18 protein-coding genes are annotated in these 19,298 nt (G+C 48.2%); 12 read left to right on the top strand and 6 right to left on the bottom strand.

The annotated features are described in order from the left end of the window. Positions 1-205: 205 nt before the first annotated feature. The 4 genes from CVU71_02770 (at position 206) to CVU71_02785 (ending at position 4,163) form a co-directional block, all read left to right on the top strand. On the top strand, positions 206-1,183 hold the full coding sequence (locus CVU71_02770; protein ID PKN20724.1) for a hydrolase: 978 nt from the start codon (positions 206-208) through the stop codon (positions 1,181-1,183). Positions 1,184-1,200: 17 nt separating this feature from the next. Continuing rightward, a complete protein-coding gene (locus CVU71_02775; GenBank protein ID PKN20725.1) occupies positions 1,201-2,034 on the top strand; it encodes a hypothetical protein in 834 nt (277 codons plus the stop codon). A gap of 4 nt (positions 2,035-2,038) precedes the next feature. After that, positions 2,039-2,713 (top strand): hypothetical protein, encoded by a 675-nt coding sequence (locus tag CVU71_02780; GenBank protein PKN20726.1) that lies wholly within the window; start codon positions 2,039-2,041, stop codon positions 2,711-2,713. A gap of 112 nt (positions 2,714-2,825) precedes the next feature. Then, positions 2,826-4,163 carry a phosphomannomutase gene (locus CVU71_02785; protein PKN20727.1) on the top strand — a complete coding sequence of 446 codons (1,338 nt, stop codon included), beginning with the start codon at positions 2,826-2,828 and terminating at the stop codon, positions 4,161-4,163. A 66-nt stretch (positions 4,164-4,229) separates the two neighbouring features. Here the strand turns inward: CVU71_02785 and CVU71_02790 are convergent, their stop codons facing one another. Then, a complete protein-coding gene (locus tag CVU71_02790) occupies positions 4,230-4,790 on the bottom strand; it encodes a hypothetical protein (GenBank protein PKN20728.1) in 561 nt (186 codons plus the stop codon). Positions 4,791-4,916: 126 nt separating this feature from the next. Between CVU71_02790 and CVU71_02795 the strand changes: the two genes are divergently transcribed. Next, positions 4,917-5,741 carry a hypothetical protein gene (locus tag CVU71_02795; GenBank protein ID PKN20729.1) on the top strand — a complete coding sequence of 275 codons (825 nt, stop codon included), beginning with the start codon at positions 4,917-4,919 and terminating at the stop codon, positions 5,739-5,741. Between the two features lie 36 nt (positions 5,742-5,777). Here the strand turns inward: CVU71_02795 and CVU71_02800 are convergent, their stop codons facing one another. Beyond that, the gene (locus CVU71_02800) at positions 5,778-6,200 is read right to left on the bottom strand and encodes a PaaI family thioesterase (protein PKN20730.1); all 423 of its coding nucleotides are present in this window, start codon (positions 6,198-6,200) and stop codon (positions 5,778-5,780) included. A 343-nt stretch (positions 6,201-6,543) separates the two neighbouring features. Between CVU71_02800 and CVU71_02805 the strand changes: the two genes are divergently transcribed. The 5 genes from CVU71_02805 (at position 6,544) to CVU71_02825 (ending at position 11,292) form a co-directional block, all read left to right on the top strand. Beyond that, on the top strand, positions 6,544-7,827 hold the full coding sequence (locus CVU71_02805) for a hypothetical protein (GenBank protein PKN20731.1): 1,284 nt from the start codon (positions 6,544-6,546) through the stop codon (positions 7,825-7,827). Continuing rightward, positions 7,824-8,990 carry an efflux RND transporter periplasmic adaptor subunit gene (locus CVU71_02810; protein ID PKN20732.1) on the top strand — a complete coding sequence of 389 codons (1,167 nt, stop codon included), beginning with the start codon at positions 7,824-7,826 and terminating at the stop codon, positions 8,988-8,990. The genes CVU71_02805 and CVU71_02810 overlap by 4 nt, the downstream gene beginning before the upstream one ends. 5 nt (positions 8,991-8,995) lie before the next feature. Continuing rightward, entirely contained in the window at positions 8,996-9,685 is a 690-nt protein-coding gene (locus CVU71_02815) for a macrolide ABC transporter ATP-binding protein (GenBank protein ID PKN20733.1), read from the top strand. After that, positions 9,682-10,911 (top strand): multidrug ABC transporter substrate-binding protein, encoded by a 1,230-nt coding sequence (locus CVU71_02820; protein ID PKN20734.1) that lies wholly within the window; start codon positions 9,682-9,684, stop codon positions 10,909-10,911. The genes CVU71_02815 and CVU71_02820 overlap by 4 nt, the downstream gene beginning before the upstream one ends. Before the next feature lie 171 nt (positions 10,912-11,082). Continuing rightward, entirely contained in the window at positions 11,083-11,292 is a 210-nt protein-coding gene (locus CVU71_02825) for an acetyl-CoA carboxylase biotin carboxyl carrier protein subunit (GenBank protein ID PKN21046.1), read from the top strand. 88 nt (positions 11,293-11,380) lie between these two features. Here the strand turns inward: CVU71_02825 and CVU71_02830 are convergent, their stop codons facing one another. Then, positions 11,381-12,985, bottom strand: coding sequence for an ABC transporter ATP-binding protein (locus CVU71_02830; GenBank protein ID PKN20735.1), 1,605 nt, complete (start codon positions 12,983-12,985; stop codon positions 11,381-11,383). Between the two features lie 305 nt (positions 12,986-13,290). Here CVU71_02830 and CVU71_02835 point away from each other — a divergent pair, with 305 nt between their 5' ends. After that, the gene (locus CVU71_02835) at positions 13,291-14,145 is read left to right on the top strand and encodes a hypothetical protein (GenBank protein PKN20736.1); all 855 of its coding nucleotides are present in this window, start codon (positions 13,291-13,293) and stop codon (positions 14,143-14,145) included. Between the two features lie 101 nt (positions 14,146-14,246). Here the strand turns inward: CVU71_02835 and CVU71_02840 are convergent, their stop codons facing one another. Together CVU71_02840 and CVU71_02845 are read right to left on the bottom strand one after the other, a co-directional pair. Beyond that, the gene (locus CVU71_02840) at positions 14,247-14,747 is read right to left on the bottom strand and encodes a flavin reductase (GenBank protein ID PKN20737.1); all 501 of its coding nucleotides are present in this window, start codon (positions 14,745-14,747) and stop codon (positions 14,247-14,249) included. Between the two features lie 163 nt (positions 14,748-14,910). Then, complete coding sequence (locus tag CVU71_02845; protein PKN20738.1) at positions 14,911-17,001, bottom strand: tail-specific protease; 2,091 nt, start codon at positions 16,999-17,001, stop codon at positions 14,911-14,913. A gap of 240 nt (positions 17,002-17,241) precedes the next feature. On the opposite strand from CVU71_02845, the gene aroF reads away from it, so the two are divergent. Beyond that, positions 17,242-18,252 (top strand): 3-deoxy-7-phosphoheptulonate synthase, encoded by a 1,011-nt coding sequence (aroF, locus tag CVU71_02850; GenBank protein ID PKN20739.1) that lies wholly within the window; start codon positions 17,242-17,244, stop codon positions 18,250-18,252. Positions 18,253-18,275: 23 nt separating this feature from the next. On the opposite strand, the gene CVU71_02855 is transcribed toward aroF, so the two are convergent. Next, positions 18,276-19,262 carry a hypothetical protein gene (locus CVU71_02855; GenBank protein PKN20740.1) on the bottom strand — a complete coding sequence of 329 codons (987 nt, stop codon included), beginning with the start codon at positions 19,260-19,262 and terminating at the stop codon, positions 18,276-18,278. Positions 19,263-19,298: the final 36 nt, after the last annotated feature.

Genomic DNA, 19,298 nt, shown 5'->3' on the forward strand with positions numbered 1-19,298 from the left:
GCAGTTCCTGAACAGTACAAAAAACCGCTAGAAATAGCGGTTTTTTGTCATTTACCGGATAGGGAGGCGCCTCAGGATACAGGCTGTGAGCCGATGATTGTCTTTAACTTGACCGTTTGACATTTTATTCATTGCAGAATATAGGATAAGCTGTATTTATTTAACAACAAACAAACGCTTAGCGGAGCTTTTCACAAAGAATCACATGACTCCCATATCCAATAATTATAATGCAACTTTTCTGCCCAGATCTTTCCTGAAAAACGGGCATCTTCAGTCAATTCTGGCTTCGGCGAGCTTGCTGATTCCTCCCCATCGTCCCCTTTTGGATCATTCCCGGGAATTGATTATCGACACGACGGAAGGATCGAAATTGCTGGCTTATTATTCGCGTCATCCCCGTTCTAAAGGACTATTCATTATTCTGCATGGCTGGGAAGGTTCTTCATCTTCAGCCTATGTCCTGGCCACCGGGTCATACTTTTTTAACAAGGGCTTCTCCGTTTGCCGTCTGAATTTAAGAGATCACGGCGACTCGCATCATCTCAATGAAGGTCTTTTCCACGGCGCTCTGCTCCAGGAAACGTTTGATGCCGTCGACACTCTTGCAAAACATTCACAGGGTTTACCCGTCTACCTGATGGGCTTTTCTCTGGGCGCAAACTTCTCTCTTCGCATCGCGATGAAACATTCTCAAACACCCATTGAAAATTTAAAACATGTCTTCGCCGTCAGCCCCCCTCTGGACCCTTATAAAACAACACTGGCTATCGATAACGGTCTTCCCTTCTATCGTCGATACTTTATGAAAAAGTGGAGGCGTTCGTTAAAAAAGAAGCAACAGCTTTTTCCGCAAAAATATAACTTTACCCAAATGCTGCGCGCTGAAACATGTCTGGAGCTAACCGATGACATTATGGTGTATTTTCCGCAGTTCCCTTCATATCGTGATTATTTCAGGTTATACACATTGAGCAACCAGTCATTTCAGAATCTCAACATACCGGTCAGAATAATCATCGCAACGGATGATCCGGTCATCCCTCTGGATGATTATCAATCCCTCAGTGACAACCATTTTCTGACAATATCCCGGCAGCCCTTTGGGGGGCACTGCGGTTTTATTAACTTGTTTCCCTACAGCCGCTGGTATAATGAAACCATTTCAGAAATATTAAAATGATTTTTTAATGGATTGTAATGGACATAAAATTGCTTAGACAAAAAGACGAATTCCCTCGTCACGTTTTTTCTCAATTGGAAAAAGAGTCACTTGACTATCGGGAAAAACACCTCTCGATTGTCCAGTCCAATTCCGCGGGGGGCAATCACCTGGAAGCGGGCGTTGTCGTGCTGCTGCGCTATGATAATTCAGAATATGGTTTTCAGTTGATTAAACGTTCGGAAACTGTTGCTCAGGCAGGTGACATCAGTTGTCCGGGCGGTATGCTGGAGAGCTCAACCGATGAAATGCTGAGCCACATTCTTTTAAAAACGGGCGTCGTCCGTACAATCGATAACCGGATGCTGCATGAGCTTCAGAAGAAAGACGAACAAACAGCCTCTCTCGTCCGGCTCTTTCTCATGAACGCGCTTCGGGAAGCCTGGGAAGAAATCGGTCTGAGCCCGCTCAACGTGGAGTTTCTGGGCGCCCTTCCCTCTTATTCGCTGGCATACTTTTCCCGGACTATTTTCCCCGTGGTTTGCCTGGTGAAGGAACCTTTCGATTATCATTTGAGTGATGAGGTTGAAAAAGTGCTGGAAATCCCCCTGAGTTACTTTTTTCAGAGTTCATCGTATGCCACATTGGAGGTAGAATCCGCTCTCGGAAGCGCCGATCCCCGCTATAACATGAAATTCCCCTGCCTGGTGATCCCTGACGGCAATGGGCATGAAGACATCCTCTGGGGCGCCACCTTTTATATCGTCACTAATTTTTTAAAAACCATTTCCGGCAATATGCTGCCGCCCATATCTCCTTCACGTATTGTTAGAAAATCCCTATCTCCTCATTACGCATCGGGACATCGCTGAGAGCATGAGCCATTTACGCATCAATCATACGGCAATTGACACGGTTATCTTTGATTTTGACGGCACTCTGGCCAAACTAAATATTGATTTTGATCTGATGCGCCGATCTGTTGGTGAACTTGTAACCCTATACGGCATTGACCATCATATTCTGCAACACAGGCATGTTCTGGAAATCATCGGTGAGGCAGGTGCGTTATTGCGGAAAAACTCGCACCGGAAGTCTGAATCTTTTACCGGCAATGCCTTCCGGATCATTGAAGGTATTGAAGTGGATGCCGCCCAACGAGGAGAATTATTCGATGGAACAAAAGAACTGCTGAGCGTTCTCCGGGAACATTCAATCCGCTCAGGCATCATCACCAGAAACTGCGCAAAAGCGGTTCGTACCGTATTTCCGGATATTTTATCTTATTGCCCGGTCGTCATTTGTCGTGATGATGTAGAACATGTCAAGCCGCACCCCGAACAACTGAACCTCGCTCTGTCCAAACTGGGCAGCAGCGCCGGGACTTCGATGATGATCGGCGATCATCCGCTGGATATCGAAACCGGCCAGAATGCCGGAACGCTTTGTGCGGGTGTCCTGACCGGACATTTTCAAAAAGACGATTTTATCAGGGCCGGGGCGAATCTCGTGCTGGCGCAAGCCGTGGACATTCTGAAACTATTAAGTTAGCTGCGGTTCCGGCAATCATCTTTAATTGACATATTCTGTTAAGTTATATAGAAAATTGCACGGTTTGCGGCTTTGATCCTGTGCTGAATATTTTTAATCTGAGGAGAATTATATGAATCCACATGTCTTTCGTGAATATGATGTCCGGGGTATTGTTGACATAGATTTAAATGAGGAATTTATTGTGAACCTGGGACGGTCTATCGGCGCTTACGCGCTTCAGAATAAAATTAAAACGATGACCATAGGACGCGATTGCCGTTTGAGTTCCGATGATTACCACCGGTATTTAATTCAAGGCCTGAATGCCTCAGGGATCGACACGATTGATATCGGTCTTTGCGCCACGCCCATGCTCTATTTCTCCATCCGTCATTGCAACGCGGAAGGCGGCGTGATGATCACCGGCAGCCACAATCCTCCGGAGTTTAACGGCTTCAAAATCTGCATCGGATATGATTCCATACACGGCCTGGAAATTCAGGAATTAAGAAAAATAATGGAATCCCAAAGCTATTCTGCAGGCAATGGAACTTCGCGGTCCGAAGATATTACCGATGCCTACCAGAACTATCTTTTTGATCACGTCAAGATTTCCAAAAAGCTGAAACTCGTTCTGGATGCCGGCAACGGCGTCGGAGGAAAGTTTGCCTTGCCTGTTCTGGAAAGGATGGGGTGTGATGTCACCTGTCTCTATTGTGATCCGGATGGCCGATTTCCCAATCATTTCCCAGATCCCACCGTTGAAGATAATTTAAGAGACTTGATCCGGCTGGTAGACCGGGAACAGGCTGATTTAGGAATAGCTTTCGACGGAGACGCCGACCGCATCGGCGTAATCAGCGATACCGGTGAAATCATCTGGGGGGACAAACTGCTGCTGTTGTTCGCCCGTTACATTTTAAAAGAGCATCCGCAAGCCACCATCATTGGTGAGGTCAAATGCTCCCAGGTGTTGTATGACGGCATTAAGCAATATTCGGGAAAACCAATCATGTGGAAAGCCGGCCATTCACTCATCAAAGCCAAGATGAAAGAAGAAAAGGCGCTGCTGGGGGGAGAAATGAGCGGTCATTTGTTCTTTGCCGACCGTTATTTCGGATATGATGACGCCATTTACGCCGCCGTGAGATTGCTGGAAATCCTTTCCCGCACCAATCAAAAGCTCAGCGAACTGCTTTCGGATGTGCCCAAAACATTTGCCACTCCCGAAATACGGGTGGACTGCGATGATGACAAAAAAGCGGCGGTTGTAGAAAAAATAAAACACCACTACCGGAATACGCCGGGTATCATTGATATTGACGGCATTCGCATTCCGTTTCAAGACGGTTGGGCACTCGTACGCTGTTCCAACACGCAACCGGTCATTGTGCTGCGTTTTGAAGCGTCATCCGCTGACGGTTTACAAAAAATACGAAGTGAAGTGGAAAGCCTTCTGGCTTGCTGATAAGGGCTGAATCAATCATCTCGCAGTAAACGGCGGCTCACGGATGGCCGCCTTGCGGCAGCCGGATTAAAGTTTATGGATGATTTCATCGAGTTGCCGCAAAGCATCATCAATCGAACCGGTGTTTAAAACATAGGCATCGGCCAGGGCAATGCAAACAGCAACACCATACTCAATTTCCCGCTGATCGCGATTATCAAAATGATCCGCGGAATCATCCTCCCGGCCTCTTTGTTTTACACGATTCAATCTCAAATTCCTCGGGGCGACAACGGCCACGAGCGTGCAGGGTGTTTTGCTTCGAATGAGTTCAATCTCCGGCCATGACCGAATGCCCTCCAGAAAAACCAGATCAGCTTTTTGACGCAGGGCTTCTGCAACAGCCAGGCGGGTAACACCCAGTCCGTCAGAGCCTCTCATTTCCGTGGATACCTTTGCCGAGGTTTCCGCATCACCCATGCAGGCCCGCTTACGAATTTCCGCCCGGACAAAATCCCCCGTAGAAAAATAAGGGTATTGATGAGCCCGGGCATACTGATCCGCTATATTTTTTCCGGCTGCGGGCATTCCCGTAACAACAATGATTTTCATAGTCCTCCTGACAACTTTTTTCTGCATCATAGACATTTTTTTTGATAAAACAAGTCCAATAAGTCAACTTACATAAATAACGGACATTGTTCATGATGTGTTTTTTATTGAATATTTTTCAATAGTATGCAAAATCACCACAACCATCTTTAATAGCAATGCATGGTTCAACATGAATTCGGCTGCGAGCAAATAATGCATGATATTTTAAAAGAATCGAAGCTTCACCGCGGCCTGATGCGGAAATCGTCAATGGGAACAGTGATTATGAAAATTGCGCATCGTTTTTCAGTCATTCTTTTGATCTGCTTTTTATTATTTGGATGCGGCGATAAGACGGCAGGTATTGAAGGCAGGATTATCGATGGAAAAGGAAAGCCCTTGTCCGGCGTTTTCATTATTTTCAAGCAGGTTAAACCTGCTCAGGGATATGAACATTTCGAAACCAGGACAAGCGCAGACGGCGGTTTTTATATAACCGGCATTGCACCATCTTCCGATTATGTCATGACTCTCCTTTCCGACAAATGGAGCACCCGCTTCAGCAGGAACATTAAGACGCTGAAGGCTGGAGAAAAGCTTTCTTTAAACACTCCCATTCAAATTCGTTTTAAGCAAATGAAAGACGGAACCGTGATCGATACCAAAACCGGCATTCAATGGTCGATCTATCCGGCTTCCGATATCACGGCAGCCAATGTCAAAAGCATGGTAAAAGGCCTCCAAGAAGCCGGTTTCACGGATTGGCGTCTTCCGTCAAGAAAAGACCTGACAGACCTTATGGAAAATCCGGCCCTGGCTAAAAAAACATGCTGTGTCTGGGTTGCGGAAGTCAATTCTGAAACGGCTGAATGGCATCCATATGGGGAAGAGGATAATGAATTATGGGCATCCAGAAAAGAAGCACCCGAAAATAGAATTGTTATCTTAAGAGGCATGACGCCGTCACCGGTTGCACCCCCTGTTCCACCGGTTGTCAAACCGTGATTGATGGCTCGTCATCAATCAATTTGCCCCGCTTTTTTACTTTTTCTTCAGAATCATAAAGGTTGCCGATACGCGGCAGATGTTTTCTCCCGATTGATCTCTCACCAGGCAGTCGCCGATAATCAGGCTCTTTCCCTTTTTAAATACAGTTGCTTCGGCAATAAGATGGCCCTTTGATACACCTGCCAGAAAATTGCTTTTGAGCTCAATTGTGGTCAGGCCTTCATCCAACGACAATTGAGACATCATCGCGTGAGCAATCGTCTCGTCCGCAAACGCGACGATCAGACCACCCTGCATGATTTTTGCGCCTTGCAGGTATTCGGGACGAACCGGCATTTGCATGCGCGCCAGACCATTTTTAATCTCAAGAACCGTTACGCCGAAAAAGTCCAGATATGGATTTACGCCCTGCTGGCCATCACATACTTTTTTTAAATAATGATTGTAATCAAAAATGATTCTTACCCCCTGGTTATTGATTTATAATCGTTTATTTTTCCCTGCGTCAAGAGAAAACATCATCAGAGATTGGCTATTAATTATCCACCTGGTTACTGTTTGCGGGTAAATATTATCCGTTTGCCGTGACTTTATCACTGTGATTTCCGGATCTTTATACTTTACTCTGTAATAACGATCTATTACGATTGCAAAACGATCTGGCATGAAGATTGATATTTATCTATTTAAAATGCTATAAGAAAAGTTAATTTTGCATATATGCAGCAGTCAACTTGGTATTTAAGCAATTTAAAACATGTGGTAAACAACTTTGGAAAGGCATCTGATCAACAGTCTTATGCTAATGAATAAAAAAATATTTTTCCTCATTCTATTGATTTTAGCTCACGGACAGAGTCTCCGGGCTGCAGATTCGATTCAGAAAGGCGATGTCCTTACGCTTCAATACTGCCTGGACACCGCCCTGAAAAATCATCCCGCTCTCAATGCCGCCACCAGCACAATCAGGCAATACGAAAGCAAGATCGGTCAGGCCAGAGCCGGGTATTATCCGCAGATCAATCTCCAGTCCGGTTATACACGCAGTGGTACAACAGCCACATCCCTGAAGAGCGATCCGTATAACTACTATTCCAACGCCATTGGACTCAACCAGACACTTTTTGATTTCGGAAAAACATGGACTCAGGTGGATATTGCCAGCCTGAATAAAGAATCAGCCAAAGCGGATTATCAGGATGTCACCGCCGCCATCATCTATGGTGTGAAGGAATCCTATTACTCCTTTCTCAAATTAAAAATGAGCGAAACTGTCGCCCTGGAAACGGTAAATCAGTTTCAGGAACATTATGATGTCGCTAAAACATTTTTCGAAACCGGAAAAAGTTCAAAAATCGACGTGACCAGCGCCGAGGTCAACCTCAGCAACGCCCGCATTCAATTGATTTCCGCTCAGAACGCCATGCGCATTGCGCGGGTAAACCTGAACAAAGCCATGGGCGTAATATCTTCCCCTGAATACAATGTTGAGGAGACATTTCCTCTTGAGAAGAGGAATATTTCTTTTGATTCCGCCCTTGCCCAAGCCTATGAAAACCGGCCGGACATTCTTTCCACCAGTTTAAAAAAAGATGCGCTGGAAAAGAGTATTGATCTCAATAAAAAAGGATATCTGCCCGTCCTTTCCGGCAGCGCCGCTTACGGTTACGCGGGAGATGATAACTCCATGGATAAATCATGGAATGTCGGCGTTGCCCTGACCTTCCCTCTTTTCACAGGACTATCCACCAGGTATGCCGTCGATGAAGCAAGAGCCAATCTGGACATTGCCAGGGCTAATGAGGAGTCGCTCAGGCAGAAAATCTATCTGGAGGTGCAATCAGCCTGGTTGAACCGCAGGGAAGCTTTTGAACGCATTGAAGCGGGCAGAATCATCGTACGTCAGGCCGAGGAAACACTTGAACTCGCCCGGGGACGGTATGCAACCGGCGTGGGCAGTTCTATCGAAATCACCGATGCCATGATCAAACTTAACAATGCTAAAATGACGTATATTACCGCCTTATCCGACTTCAGCATTGCTGAAGCCAATCTGGAAAAAGCCATCGGAGCGAAAAAATGAAAAAAATAGTTGTTGCGATTGCCATCCTGATAATGATCATTTCCGGCTTGTTTTTCTTCATTAAAAAAAGTGATAATATGCCGCAATACGTAACACAGACTGCAGACCGTGGCGATATCCGTGCGACCGTTTCCGCAACGGGAACCGTCAATGCCGTTACCACCGTCCTGGTCGGCACACAGGTATCCGGCACGATTAAACAGCTTTTCGTTGATTATAACTCAACCGTCAAAAAAGGACAGTTACTGGCTCAAATTGATCCATCCTCGTTTGAAGCGCAGGTATCCCAGGCTTCCGCTAATTTATCATTGTCCCGGGCTAACCTGGAAAAATCAAAAATTGCCGTGCGCGATACCATCACGACTTTTGAAAGAAACAAAATTCTTTTCGCGAAAAATTTTATTTCTAAAAGTGATCTGGATACCTCCGAAACTAATTATCTTTCGGCGCTGGCCCAGGTTAAGGCATCCGAGGCGCAGGTTCAACAGGCCCGGGCCGCTTTAAATTTAGCCAATACCAATCTCCGCTACACACAAATTCTTTCACCGGTCAACGGTACGGTCATTTCACGAAGCATCGATGTGGGACAAACCGTGGCAGCCAGCTTTCAGACGCCCACCTTGTTCAACATTGCGCAGGATTTGACGAAAATGCAGATTGAAACCAGTGTTGATGAAGCCGATATCGGCAGCATCAGAACAAATCAGCCGGTAACTTTTACCGTGGACGCTTATCCCGATGTAACATTTAGAGGAAATGTCTCTGTCATTCGCAACGCACCGACCACCGTCTCCAACGTGGTAACCTACACGGTAATCGTTCAAGTGGATAACCAGGAGTTGAAGCTCAAACCCGGCATGACGGCAAACGTGTCGATTATTATCAACGATAAAAAAGGTGTCTTACGCGTTCCCAATGCAGCGCTGAGAGTTAAGATATCTGACAGGGAGCTTACCGCCAGGACACCCAAAGGCGCCGGGGTCTGGATACTGGATAATAAGAAACCCAAACGCGTTCCGCTGACTATTGGCATCAGAGACAACCGGTTTACGGAAGTTCTATCAGGAAATGTAACCGAAGGCTCCGCGATTATTGTGGAAGTAAAAGACAACAGCAAAACAGCGAATGCACAAACCGTCCGGCCTCCCGGTCCGAGGTTTTAAGTAAAATGGCATTGATCGAAACCGAGCAATTGGAGAAGAAATACGACGTTGGCGACAGTATCGTTCATGCGCTGGATAAAGTGTCCCTTCAGATTTCCGCGGGAGAATTCGTCTCGGTGATGGGACCTTCCGGCTCCGGAAAATCCACATTTATGAATGTTATCGGCTGTCTCGATGAGCCGACCGCCGGACGGTATCTTCTTGATGGCATTGACGTCAGTCAAATGGGCCGCGATGCGCTCGCGGAAATTCGCAATGAAAAAATCGGTTTTGTTTTTCAGGGTTTCAATCTTCTTTCCCGCACGTCCGCACTGGAAAATGTTGAAGTGCCTCTGCTCTACAGCAAAAACATCCCGAAAAACCGCAAAGATAAAGCCAGGGAAGCGCTTAAACTCCTGGGACTGGAAGAACGGCAGCATCACCATCCGAATCAACTCTCCGGCGGACAACAGCAGCGAGTGGCCATCGCACGCGCTCTGGTCAATAACGCGCCTCTTTTACTGGCCGATGAGCCTACAGGCAATCTGGATACTAAAACCAGTATTGAAATCATGGAACTGTTCGTCCGGCTCAATCAAGAAAAAAAAATTACCATTGTTCTGGTTACGCATGAACCGGACATCTCTGCTTTCAGTAAGCGAATCGTTCGATTTCTTGATGGGAAGATTGTCAGCGATAAGGAAAACAAGCCATGATCAATATTCCCTCCACCGTCAAAATATCGCTGCGAGCCCTGCGCGTCAACAAGATGCGCTCAGCGTTAACCATGCTGGGCATCATTATCGGTGTTGCCGCCGTCATCACGATGCTGGCGGTCGGTAAAGGAGCCAGTAATAAAATATCCGAACAGATCGCTACAGTCGGCAGCAATCTGATTATTGTCCTTCCCGGATCGACAACCACCGGCGGCATTCGTCTGGGCAGCGGCGCCATCCAGAATTTAACACGCGCCGACGCTGATGCCATCAAAAACGAATGCTCCGCGGTATTGACTACCGCTCCTGTCTTAAACGGCGGCGCACAGATTGTTTACGGCAATCAAAACTGGGCAACGGTTGTCTACGGAACGGATGAAAATATGGTCGTGGTGCGCGACTGGACACTGGCAGCGGGAAGAAATTTTAATGATCAGGAAGTGCGCAGCGCCGCCAAAGTCTGCGTTCTGGGTCAAACCGTGGTGGACAATCTCTTTGGCAATGATGATCCGGTCAATAAAGCCATCCGCATCAAGAAAGTGCCTTTCACGGTTATCGGCGTTCTGGAATCGAAAGGCCAGTCCATGATAGGACAGGATCAGGACGATGTTATTTATGTGCCGGTAACCGCCGCGCAGCGAAACCTTTTTGGCAGAACGTTTCCGGGAACCGTGCGGTCCATCATGGTGAAGGCAAAAAGCGCTGAGGATCTGAACAGAGCCGAAACGCAGATCAAGGAACTCTTACGTCAAAGACATCGTCTCAGTCCGAATCAGGAAGACGATTTTACCGTCCGCAACCTCACGCAAATGATGCAGATGGCGGAGCAGGCCTCCCAGGTCATGGCATTGCTGCTGGCGGCCATAGCCGGAGTATCACTTCTGGTGGGCGGCATCGGCATCATGAATATCATGCTGGTATCCGTCACCGAAAGAACGCGTGAAATCGGTATCCGCATGGCGGTCGGCGCCAAATCCTGGGACATTCGCACACAGTTTATTATTGAGGCTCTTATTCTGTCGCTCATCGGCGGCCTGATCGGCGTTTTGCTGGGGATCTTCGCAGCGGAACTGCTGTCTTTTTTTGCCGGATGGACCATACTCATCTCTACTTATTCCATTGTGTTGTCTTTTGGTTTTTCGGGACTCGTCGGTATTTTTTTCGGTTTCTATCCCGCTTACAAAGCATCCCTGATGAATCCCATCGACGCCCTCCGTCATGAATAATAAGCGAATTCCTTCCCCCCTCGATTCTTTGGATAATTATATTGACCTATCCTTGCATTTACGGTAAATATCTTCATCGATTTATCAGTCTCAATCATGATTCAGTCTGATAATTTCATTAAGGATATTAAAATAAAATAACTATAAAGGGAGGCACGAAAAACGATGAGTATGGAAATTAAAGCCCCCATGCCGGGGAAAATTGCAAGCATTACGGTAAGTGTCGGCAGTCAGGTACAGGAAGAAGAAGAAGTGATCATCATGGACGCGATGAAAATGGAAATTCCCGTTTACGCGCCGGGCGCGGGAACCATTAAGGAGATCATGGTAAAGGCCGGTGATTCCGTTAATGAAGGCCAGGTGCTGGCTATCCTCGAATAACATAAATCCGTTTGACCGGAAATGAACCCGTTGAATTTATGCTTCAGGCGTAACTCAACGGGTTTTTTATGATCCTGTTGCCGCTTCATCACACCGCTTCCGCAACATCGTCGTCTTCTTCAAGTTCCTCTTCGTAACCCGGATTGCGTTCAATGGCTTCACCTTCCAGGATTTCGATGATCCTGTTGGCAACAGTCGAAACAAATTCCTGATCACGCGAAGCAAACAAAACCACCTCGGAAAACGCGATAAGCCCGTCGTTTAAGGCGGTGATCGATTCCAGATCCAAGTGGTTTGTCGGTTCATCCAGGATAAGAACATTGGCCCCGGTCAGCATCATGCGGGAGAGCATGCAGCGAACCCGTTCACCGCCGGAGAGAACGACGATATTTTTCATGGCCTCTTCTCCGGAAAACAGCATTCTGCCCAAAAAACCGCGGGCGAAGGCGTCCCCATCCGAAGGAGGTGAATACTGGCTCAGCCATTCGATCAGCGTCATCTCTCTTTCAAAGAACCCGCTATTCTCCTGAGGAAAATAAGCATTAGTGATGGTTACACCCCAGCGGTAACTGCCGCTGTCCGGTTCCATCTCACCTGCCAGAATCTGAAAAAGGGTTGTGCGCGCCAAAGCGTTGTCTCCGACAAAAGCGATTTTGTCGCCTTTGCGCACATTCAGATCAAAATTATCCAGGACTTTAACGCCGTCAATTATCTTGGTTAAGCCGGTAATGGACAGGATGATGTCACCACAGGCACGCTCGGGTTTGAATACCACATAAGGATATTTTCGGGATGACGTCGGCATATCCTCCAGCGTCAATTTATCAAGCAGCTTCTTGCGCGAGGTGGCCTGCTTGGACTTGGAGGCATTGGCACTGAACCGCTGGATGAAAGCTTTCAGTTCATCAGCTTTTTCGGACAGTTTGCGGTTATCGGCCTGCTTCTGCTTTAAGTGCAACTGGCTGGCGCGGTACCAGAAATCATAATTGCCCACATAAATCTGAATCCGCCCGAAATCGATATCAGCGGTATGCGTGCAGACCTGATTCAGAAAGTGACGGTCATGGGATACCACAATGACCGTATTGGGAAACCGGTACAGGAACTCTTCCAGCCATTTAATGGATTTCCGGCCGAGATTATTGGTCGGTTCGTCCAGAAGCAGTATATCGGGATTGCCGAAAAGAGCCTGAGCCAGAAGCACGCGGACCTTCTCGCCCGCCTCTAAATCCTTCATCTTTTTTGTCCGGAGATCTTCGGATATGCCCAGTCCGTTCAAAAGCACGGCGGCTTCGGATTCCGCTTCATAACCGTTCATTTCAGCGAATTCCGCTTCCAGTTCGGCCGAACGCACACCGTCCTCTTCCGTAAATTCCGGTTTGGCGTAAATGGCCTCGCGCTTCATCATGACTTTGTATAAACGCTTGTGCCCCATGATCACCGTATTGAAAACGATTTCATCGTCGAAGGCAAACTGATCCTGCCGCAGAACGGCGATTCGTTCCCGGCGGCCGACGATAATTTCTCCCTTATCCGCCTCCAGCTCACCGGCCAGAATTTTCAGGAAGGTGGACTTCCCCGACCCGTTGGCGCCGATCAACCCGTAACAGTTGCCCGGGGTAAACTTAATATTCACATCTTTGAATAGTATTCTCTTCCCATAGGCAAGAGTGACATTTTCTGCTGCAATCATGCTTGTTTAATGCTCCTCGTATGAAATAAAAAAACCACAGGGCATGGTGACCCCTGTGGTTCACTGACGGAAGGCTTAGTATCACCTATTTTACAATGTAGCAACACATTATTACCGGAACCTTACCCTCGTAAGCAAGTCTTCTTCAGGCAGGCAGCAGGCGACCTTTATTTCATTGAAATTATTATCGATTAAAAAGCATTCTTTACTCTTTACGGCATTTATGGCTTATAGTGCACTGAACATAGTCATAAATATTTATGCTGATTATTCGGCGCATAAAATAAGAATAACCTATCAGGAGAATGGCAATGGAAAACAAGGTCATCTGGGCGACCCTCGAAAAGATTAAAGATTTGCCGACATTACCCAGCGTTTATTTCAAACTCAATCAACTTCTCAAAGACAAACAGGCATCGATTGAAAGAGTAGCCCATATTATCGAACTGGATCCGGCCATGTCATCCAGAATTTTGCGCCTGGTCAACTCCGCATTTTATGGCGTTCGGCAGGAAAGCAACTCTATTGCTCATGCTGTCATGATTCTGGGTTTCAATGCCGTGAAAAATGCCGTAGTCTCCGTCGCCATCCTCGACACATTCAGTTATAAGGATCGATACGAGAACTTTGACATTACCGAGTTCTGGCGTCATGCGGTCAGCGTTGCCGTTCTCAGTAAACAACTGGCGGAACGAAGCCGTCTGGTGGCTCCGGAGGATGCCTTTATAGCCGGTCTTTTGCACGACATCGGCAAAATCATCATGACAAAGTATTTTAAAGAAGATTTCGGAAAAGTCTGGAAGATCATGCAGGAAACAAAATGCAGTTATGCCGATGCCGAGCAGCAAGCAGCATCCATCGATCATGTGCAGATCGGGGCATACCTTGTCAGAAAATGGCAACTTCCCGAACCCATCATTCAAGCCATTGCCGGTCATCATTATTACATGTCGTCATCGGAATCCACCGGCATGATTGAGTCCCTCATGCTGGCTGATGCTCTGGCCAATTCCGGATATCAAATCAATCCGGACAATTATGTTTTTGAGGGTCATATCGAAAAAGTGCTCAAACCACTTATGCAAAAGAGCGATAGCTGGCTGCCTCAGGCCATTACTGAAATTGACATGGCCAATGAATTCTTTTTAGAAGGTAAATAGTCGCCATGCTTTCAGGGTCCGAAAAAACCCGCCTGTTCCACAAGCGTGGTTGGACAAGGGATATTTAGCGGAGGAAATTAATCTGTCCCTGATCTTCTCACCTATTCTGTTTCGTAACAGGCCAGTATTTCACCAAAGTAAAGGGTGTGATAATCTTTTTGCGGATAAAGGGACTGATCATAACCTTGATCCAGGTTAGCCGGATTCATGGCGGACTTGTAAACTATTTTGCATTCAAAATGAATTCCGGCAACTTTGATAATCGGTGACGCGACCTTCCGTCCTTCTGCCGTTTCCAGGCTGCACATCTTGAACTTATCGACATCCCGGCCGGATTTCGTTCCGCAAAAAGCAATGGCTTTGCTCATATCACTTGAAGGTATCGTTACCGTAAAGTCTGAAGCCTTTTCCATAATACCAAAGGTGTAGCGTGAATCGCGCACCGCCACCATTATGACCGGTTTTTGCCAGATAAATCCGAAAGTAGCCCAGCCGATGGTCATGGTGTTTTGTACATCCGTGGCTTTGACGGTCAGGAACGCTCCTTTCCTGATTTTATTCATGGCCTCTTCAGCAATGCTCATATACTTTAAGTCTTTCATGAAAAGCCCTCCTCTGTTATTGAAATCTGAAAGTAAATACCGCTCCGGTTTTTTTAAATATCTTCATTCTGCGGACACCCTGACTGCCTGATTACGGCATGCTCTCAGGGCATTCGATTTCCCGACAATGCGCGGAACGTGACATGTAACCGGCCGCTTCAGTTCAGGACTTTGCCGCCCCCAGCGTTACCATATCGAACAGGATGTTGACGCTCTCGTTCACGAAAGGCGCATACTGCTCGCGTATTTTCTGCTTTTGTTCGGAACGCGTTTCCGTCTCTTTTCCGATACCTTCTTTTTTCATCGACTTGCTGAAATCGTCAAGCTGAATGATGCCCTTCTTGTCGGCGGCTTCTTTGTTGTCTTTAATGATTTTGGCAAACTTTGCGTCTTTCGCAATCCGTCCCTGGGACCTCGGCGCAAGCTTGGCGATCAATCGCTTATCAACAGGCTTCCATTGCGTCGCATCTTTTCCCCGTGTGCCGAGAAATGGCACGATCGACTGAGCCGGCAGCGGATAGTCCAGCGCCGCTTCACCGATTTCTTCAAGTACGAACCAGCCAGGCAGCCTGATGTCCGCCGCCACACCGGTCTTCTGCGTCGATTTACCGCCCGGCAGGAAGTACAGCCCCGTGGTGACCTTCATGGCACCCAGATCCCAGGGCAGCGGCATTAAAGCCTGCACGGAACCCTTGCCATAGGTATGATCCGACCCGACAATCACCGCGCGATCATAGTCTTTCAGGGCTCCCGCTACGATCTCGCTGGCTGACGCGCTCATTCGGCTGGTTAGAACCACCAGGGGACCCATGTAGAGCGCCTTGGGGTTTTCTGCAGGAGCCGCAACGATACTGCGCTTATCGTATTCCTTCACCGGCGCCGTCGAACCATTGGCGAGAATCATCACTTGTCCCCGGCTGTCCTTGACGGCAACGATTCCGCCCCTGCCGATAAAAAGACCGGCAAGACGCACTGCTTCTTCGAGCAACCCGCCGCCATTGCGCGACAAGTTCAGCACAATGCCATCCACCTGCTGACGTTTAGCCTCGGTGAGAAGTCTTTTGACGTCTTCATAACTTGATTTGCCGCCCTTCTCGTCTCCGTAAAATGAAGGAAGATCGATTACACCGAAGCGGTATTGTTTGCCGTTAACTTTCCTGATCTCGTAGGTCATCTTCGCTTCCTGTTCCGTCACGTCGATCTTGTCGCGCATGATGGTAACATCAAAGCGCTCCTTGCGCTGCGTCTGCCGTAAAATCGTCAGGGTGACCCTTGTGCCTTTCTTGCCGCGTATCATACTGACCACGTCGCGCAGATCCATATCGATGACGTCAACCGGCTTTTCCCCCTCCTGAGCCACGGCAATAATTTTGTCTTTCGGTTTCAAAAGACCCGTTTTTTCGGCGCCGCCGCCGGGAACCAATTCTTCAATAACGGTGAAGCCGGTTTCGCTGCTCAGCATGGCCCCGATTCCCTCCAGGGAAAGCTTCATCTGAATCTGCAGGTCCTCGAGGTTTTTGGGTGACAGGTAGCTTGTGTGCGGGTCCAATGCCCCGGCAAAGGCCTCGGCGGCTGTCGAAATGAGTTTGGAAGGATTTTGTTCGATCACCCGCTTCGTCTGCAACTCATAGCGGTGTATGTGTCTTTTTTTTGCTGTTTCCAGATCAATGCCGGCCAGCAGGGAATTCTCCATTTGGAATTGCACGATCTTTTTCAGGGACTCCTGCTTGTCCGTCCTCGTCTTCAGATAGGGGCGTTTGTCCACATTGATGTTCAGTTCCACCCTCTTGTCAGACCGGAAGGCCGGTCCCAGTATATCTTTGACGATAGCTTCGTTCTCCCGTGCCCGCACAACAAGCAGGTTGTATACTTGTTGAAGCGAAGCACAGTTGCCTTTTTCCGCGCTCAGGAAAACATCCAGCAGAAGCGGTTTAAGCGTCTCCAAATCCGATTCGTACAGCAGTGTTTTCGAGGGATCAAGGTGCTTGATCATTTGGTCGACAGCGTGCATCCTTATTTCGGTGGTGGTGCTTTTCATCGCATAATGTTTGGCATGAAATGCTTCCATCAGGATGGGAAGGTGTTTACAGGCAAGGTCATTTGCCGCCGCAGTAAATGGAAGCAGAAGAACCATGATCAGCATCAGCTTAAGCAGGAAACGGAACCTGCCCGTCGTAATGAAGGCTACGGCATGGTATGGTTGTTGGTCGCGGAATGTATTTTCAGAGTTTCTTTTCACTCTTATGTTGCACATATTCAGTCTCCTTATTCTTTTCCGTTGCACCCAAAATGGCAGTTTATCTTTATTACTGTATGAAAAATCATTCTGTTGCGACGATAGAAGGCCTGCGGATTTCTGTCAAGGAAAAAAGGGCCACCCGTCTTCCCCGGCATTCCGGATAATGTTAAGATTGATTTGCAGCATTTTTTGTGAAATTATATTAAAAATGTTCAGGATAAGGCAAAGTACAGCCATTACAGGAGAAATAAAGCCATGTTGATCGTCATGCATCGCAATGCCACCCAAAAGCAAATAAATGCCGTCTTAACGGCGGTTGAAAAGATGGGGCTGACGGCGTCGTCTATTCCCGGAACGGAAAGAACGGCCATTGGCGTCCTGGGCAATAAAGGATATGTGGATGATGTTTCCATCCGCGACCTCGCCGGCGTCAAGGAAGTGATTCATGTCTCCAAACCGTACAAGATGGTGTCCCGGGACTTTCACCCCCGGCCGACGGTAATCAAGATCGACGGCGTGGAAATCGGCGAAGGGAGAAGTCCCGTAATCATCGCCGGCCCATGTGCCGTGGAAAGTAGAGATCAGATTATCCGGACGGCAAAAGCCGTTAAAGCCGCCGGCGCCCAATTTCTCCGCGGCGGCGCATTCAAACCCCGGACCGGCCCCTATACATTTCAGGGCCTGGGCGAGGAAGGACTGAAACTTTTAGCCCTGGCAAAACAGGAGACCGGCCTTCCGATCGTTTCAGAGGTCATGAGCGTGGAAAACGTGGAACTCGTGGCCGGCTATATAGATGTCCTTCAGGTGGGCGCCCGGAATATGCAGAATTTCGATCTCCTCCGGGAAGTTGGCCGAATCCGGAAACCGGTGCTTCTCAAACGCGGCCTCAGCGCTACGATTGAAGAATTTCTGGCGGCTGCCGAGTATATCTTGGCTGAAGGAAATTCCCAGGTCATTCTCTGCGAACGGGGCATCCGAACCTACGAAACGGCCACGCGCAATACCCTGGATCTCTCGGTCATTCCCATTATTAAAGAGCTTTCCCATCTCCCGATCATTGTTGATCCGTCACACGCCACCGGAAAGCGCAGCCTGGTGCCGCCCATGGCAAAAGCAGCCCTGGTGGCAGGATCCCACGGCATTATGATAGAGGTTCACCCCGAACCGGAAAAGGCGCTCTCCGACGGCCCCCAGTCCTTAACGATTCCCGGCTTTGAAAAGCTTATGGATGAGATCAGGCAGATCAAAGCTTTTCTCGGGTACTGACTATTCTGATGCCGTTTTGGCGCTTAAAACAAATACTCCAGTTTGATCATCAGGCTCATTTGTTCCGACCACACCTTGACACCGTTAATCCAGGTCTGGTCGGCTCTTTCCATATCATCGATCCATTGATGGGAACCTTCGGTCTGAATCCGGAGGTACTCCGCCTCCACACCCACGTTAATGTTTTCAGTCAGACCGGCCTGGAAGCCAAGAGATGCATGCCAGGCGCTGCCACTTGTATTTTCGAAGGTCAGGCGGGTTCCCCGACGCTGTAAATGATGGTCTTTATTTTCCCCGCTGACATAAGCCCAGTCCAACCGGCCCGATATTTTCAATCTGCGCGATGTCTTCAGGTGCCTTCCCAAATCATAATCCGTTCTTATCCCCAGGAAAAACTGCCAATAGTCCTGACTGAACCGAATGGCATCGCCCGGGTAAGGCTCCGGAGGCTTGCCTGCTCCCAACGGATTTTCGTCGTCCGGATACAGATAGACCTGAAAGCCGTCATGAGCCATAAATTCGAGGCGCTGCCAGCGAATCCCGACCACAGGTCGTGGGTCAAGCCAGACGGGCAGCCCAATCCAGTCCGCCACCTTCAGATCCACATCGCCCCGGACCATGTAACTTGGTTCCATGCGACATTCCGCTTCCGAGTAGATCGTCTTGAGATCCGTTCTCGTATTGTTAGTCCAGTCTGAATCCTTAAAGGCACCTTCTGATTCCCTGGATACACTTCTCAACACTTCCAGCCCCGCCGAAAAGCGGGAAAAACGACGCCGGAATTCTCCTCCGGCCCACCAGGTGTTCATGGGAAACTCCAGACGACTCAAAGGCGCCTGTCGGGGCGGATCGGGATTGCCGAATTCATAGGAGGTATGGCTTCTGAAGTAGCGTTTAACATGCAGTTCAGCGGACCATGGCTTGTCCGGCGCAGATGGTTTTTCACCTGTCACAGACGCAATCGCCGGCAATCCCGACAGCACCAGCATCAGGGCTGTCAGGTATGCCATGCGATGTATCCAGAAAATGCTTCTCATTACTTTTCT

This window comes from Deltaproteobacteria bacterium HGW-Deltaproteobacteria-6 (genome assembly GCA_002840435.1).
Taxonomy (GTDB): Bacteria; Desulfobacterota; Syntrophia; order Syntrophales; family Smithellaceae; genus UBA8904.

Bases quoted from the DNA above. Each gene is read 5' to 3' on its own strand.
- CVU71_02815 (PKN20733.1), top strand. From the start codon at position 8,996: ATGGCATTGATCGAAACCGAGCAATTGGAGAAGAAATACGACGTTGGC.
- CVU71_02775 (PKN20725.1), top strand. From the start codon at position 1,201: ATGGACATAAAATTGCTTAGACAAAAAGACGAATTCCCTCGTCACGTT.
- aroF (PKN20739.1), top strand. From the start codon at position 17,242: ATGTTGATCGTCATGCATCGCAATGCCACCCAAAAGCAAATAAATGCC.
- CVU71_02805 (PKN20731.1), top strand. From the start codon at position 6,544: ATGCTAATGAATAAAAAAATATTTTTCCTCATTCTATTGATTTTAGCT.
- CVU71_02820 (PKN20734.1), top strand. From the start codon at position 9,682: ATGATCAATATTCCCTCCACCGTCAAAATATCGCTGCGAGCCCTGCGC.
- CVU71_02810 (PKN20732.1), top strand. From the start codon at position 7,824: ATGAAAAAAATAGTTGTTGCGATTGCCATCCTGATAATGATCATTTCC.
- CVU71_02795 (PKN20729.1), top strand. From the start codon at position 4,917: ATGGTTCAACATGAATTCGGCTGCGAGCAAATAATGCATGATATTTTA.
- CVU71_02770 (PKN20724.1), top strand. From the start codon at position 206: ATGACTCCCATATCCAATAATTATAATGCAACTTTTCTGCCCAGATCT.
- CVU71_02835 (PKN20736.1), top strand. From the start codon at position 13,291: ATGGCAATGGAAAACAAGGTCATCTGGGCGACCCTCGAAAAGATTAAA.
- CVU71_02790 (PKN20728.1), bottom strand. From the start codon at position 4,790: ATGTCTATGATGCAGAAAAAAGTTGTCAGGAGGACTATGAAAATCATT.
- CVU71_02840 (PKN20737.1), bottom strand. From the start codon at position 14,747: ATGAAAGACTTAAAGTATATGAGCATTGCTGAAGAGGCCATGAATAAA.
- CVU71_02830 (PKN20735.1), bottom strand. From the start codon at position 12,985: ATGATTGCAGCAGAAAATGTCACTCTTGCCTATGGGAAGAGAATACTA.
- CVU71_02780 (PKN20726.1), top strand. From the start codon at position 2,039: ATGAGCCATTTACGCATCAATCATACGGCAATTGACACGGTTATCTTT.
- CVU71_02825 (PKN21046.1), top strand. From the start codon at position 11,083: ATGGAAATTAAAGCCCCCATGCCGGGGAAAATTGCAAGCATTACGGTA.
- CVU71_02845 (PKN20738.1), bottom strand. From the start codon at position 17,001: ATGTGCAACATAAGAGTGAAAAGAAACTCTGAAAATACATTCCGCGAC.
- CVU71_02855 (PKN20740.1), bottom strand. From the start codon at position 19,262: ATGGCATACCTGACAGCCCTGATGCTGGTGCTGTCGGGATTGCCGGCG.
- CVU71_02785 (PKN20727.1), top strand. From the start codon at position 2,826: ATGAATCCACATGTCTTTCGTGAATATGATGTCCGGGGTATTGTTGAC.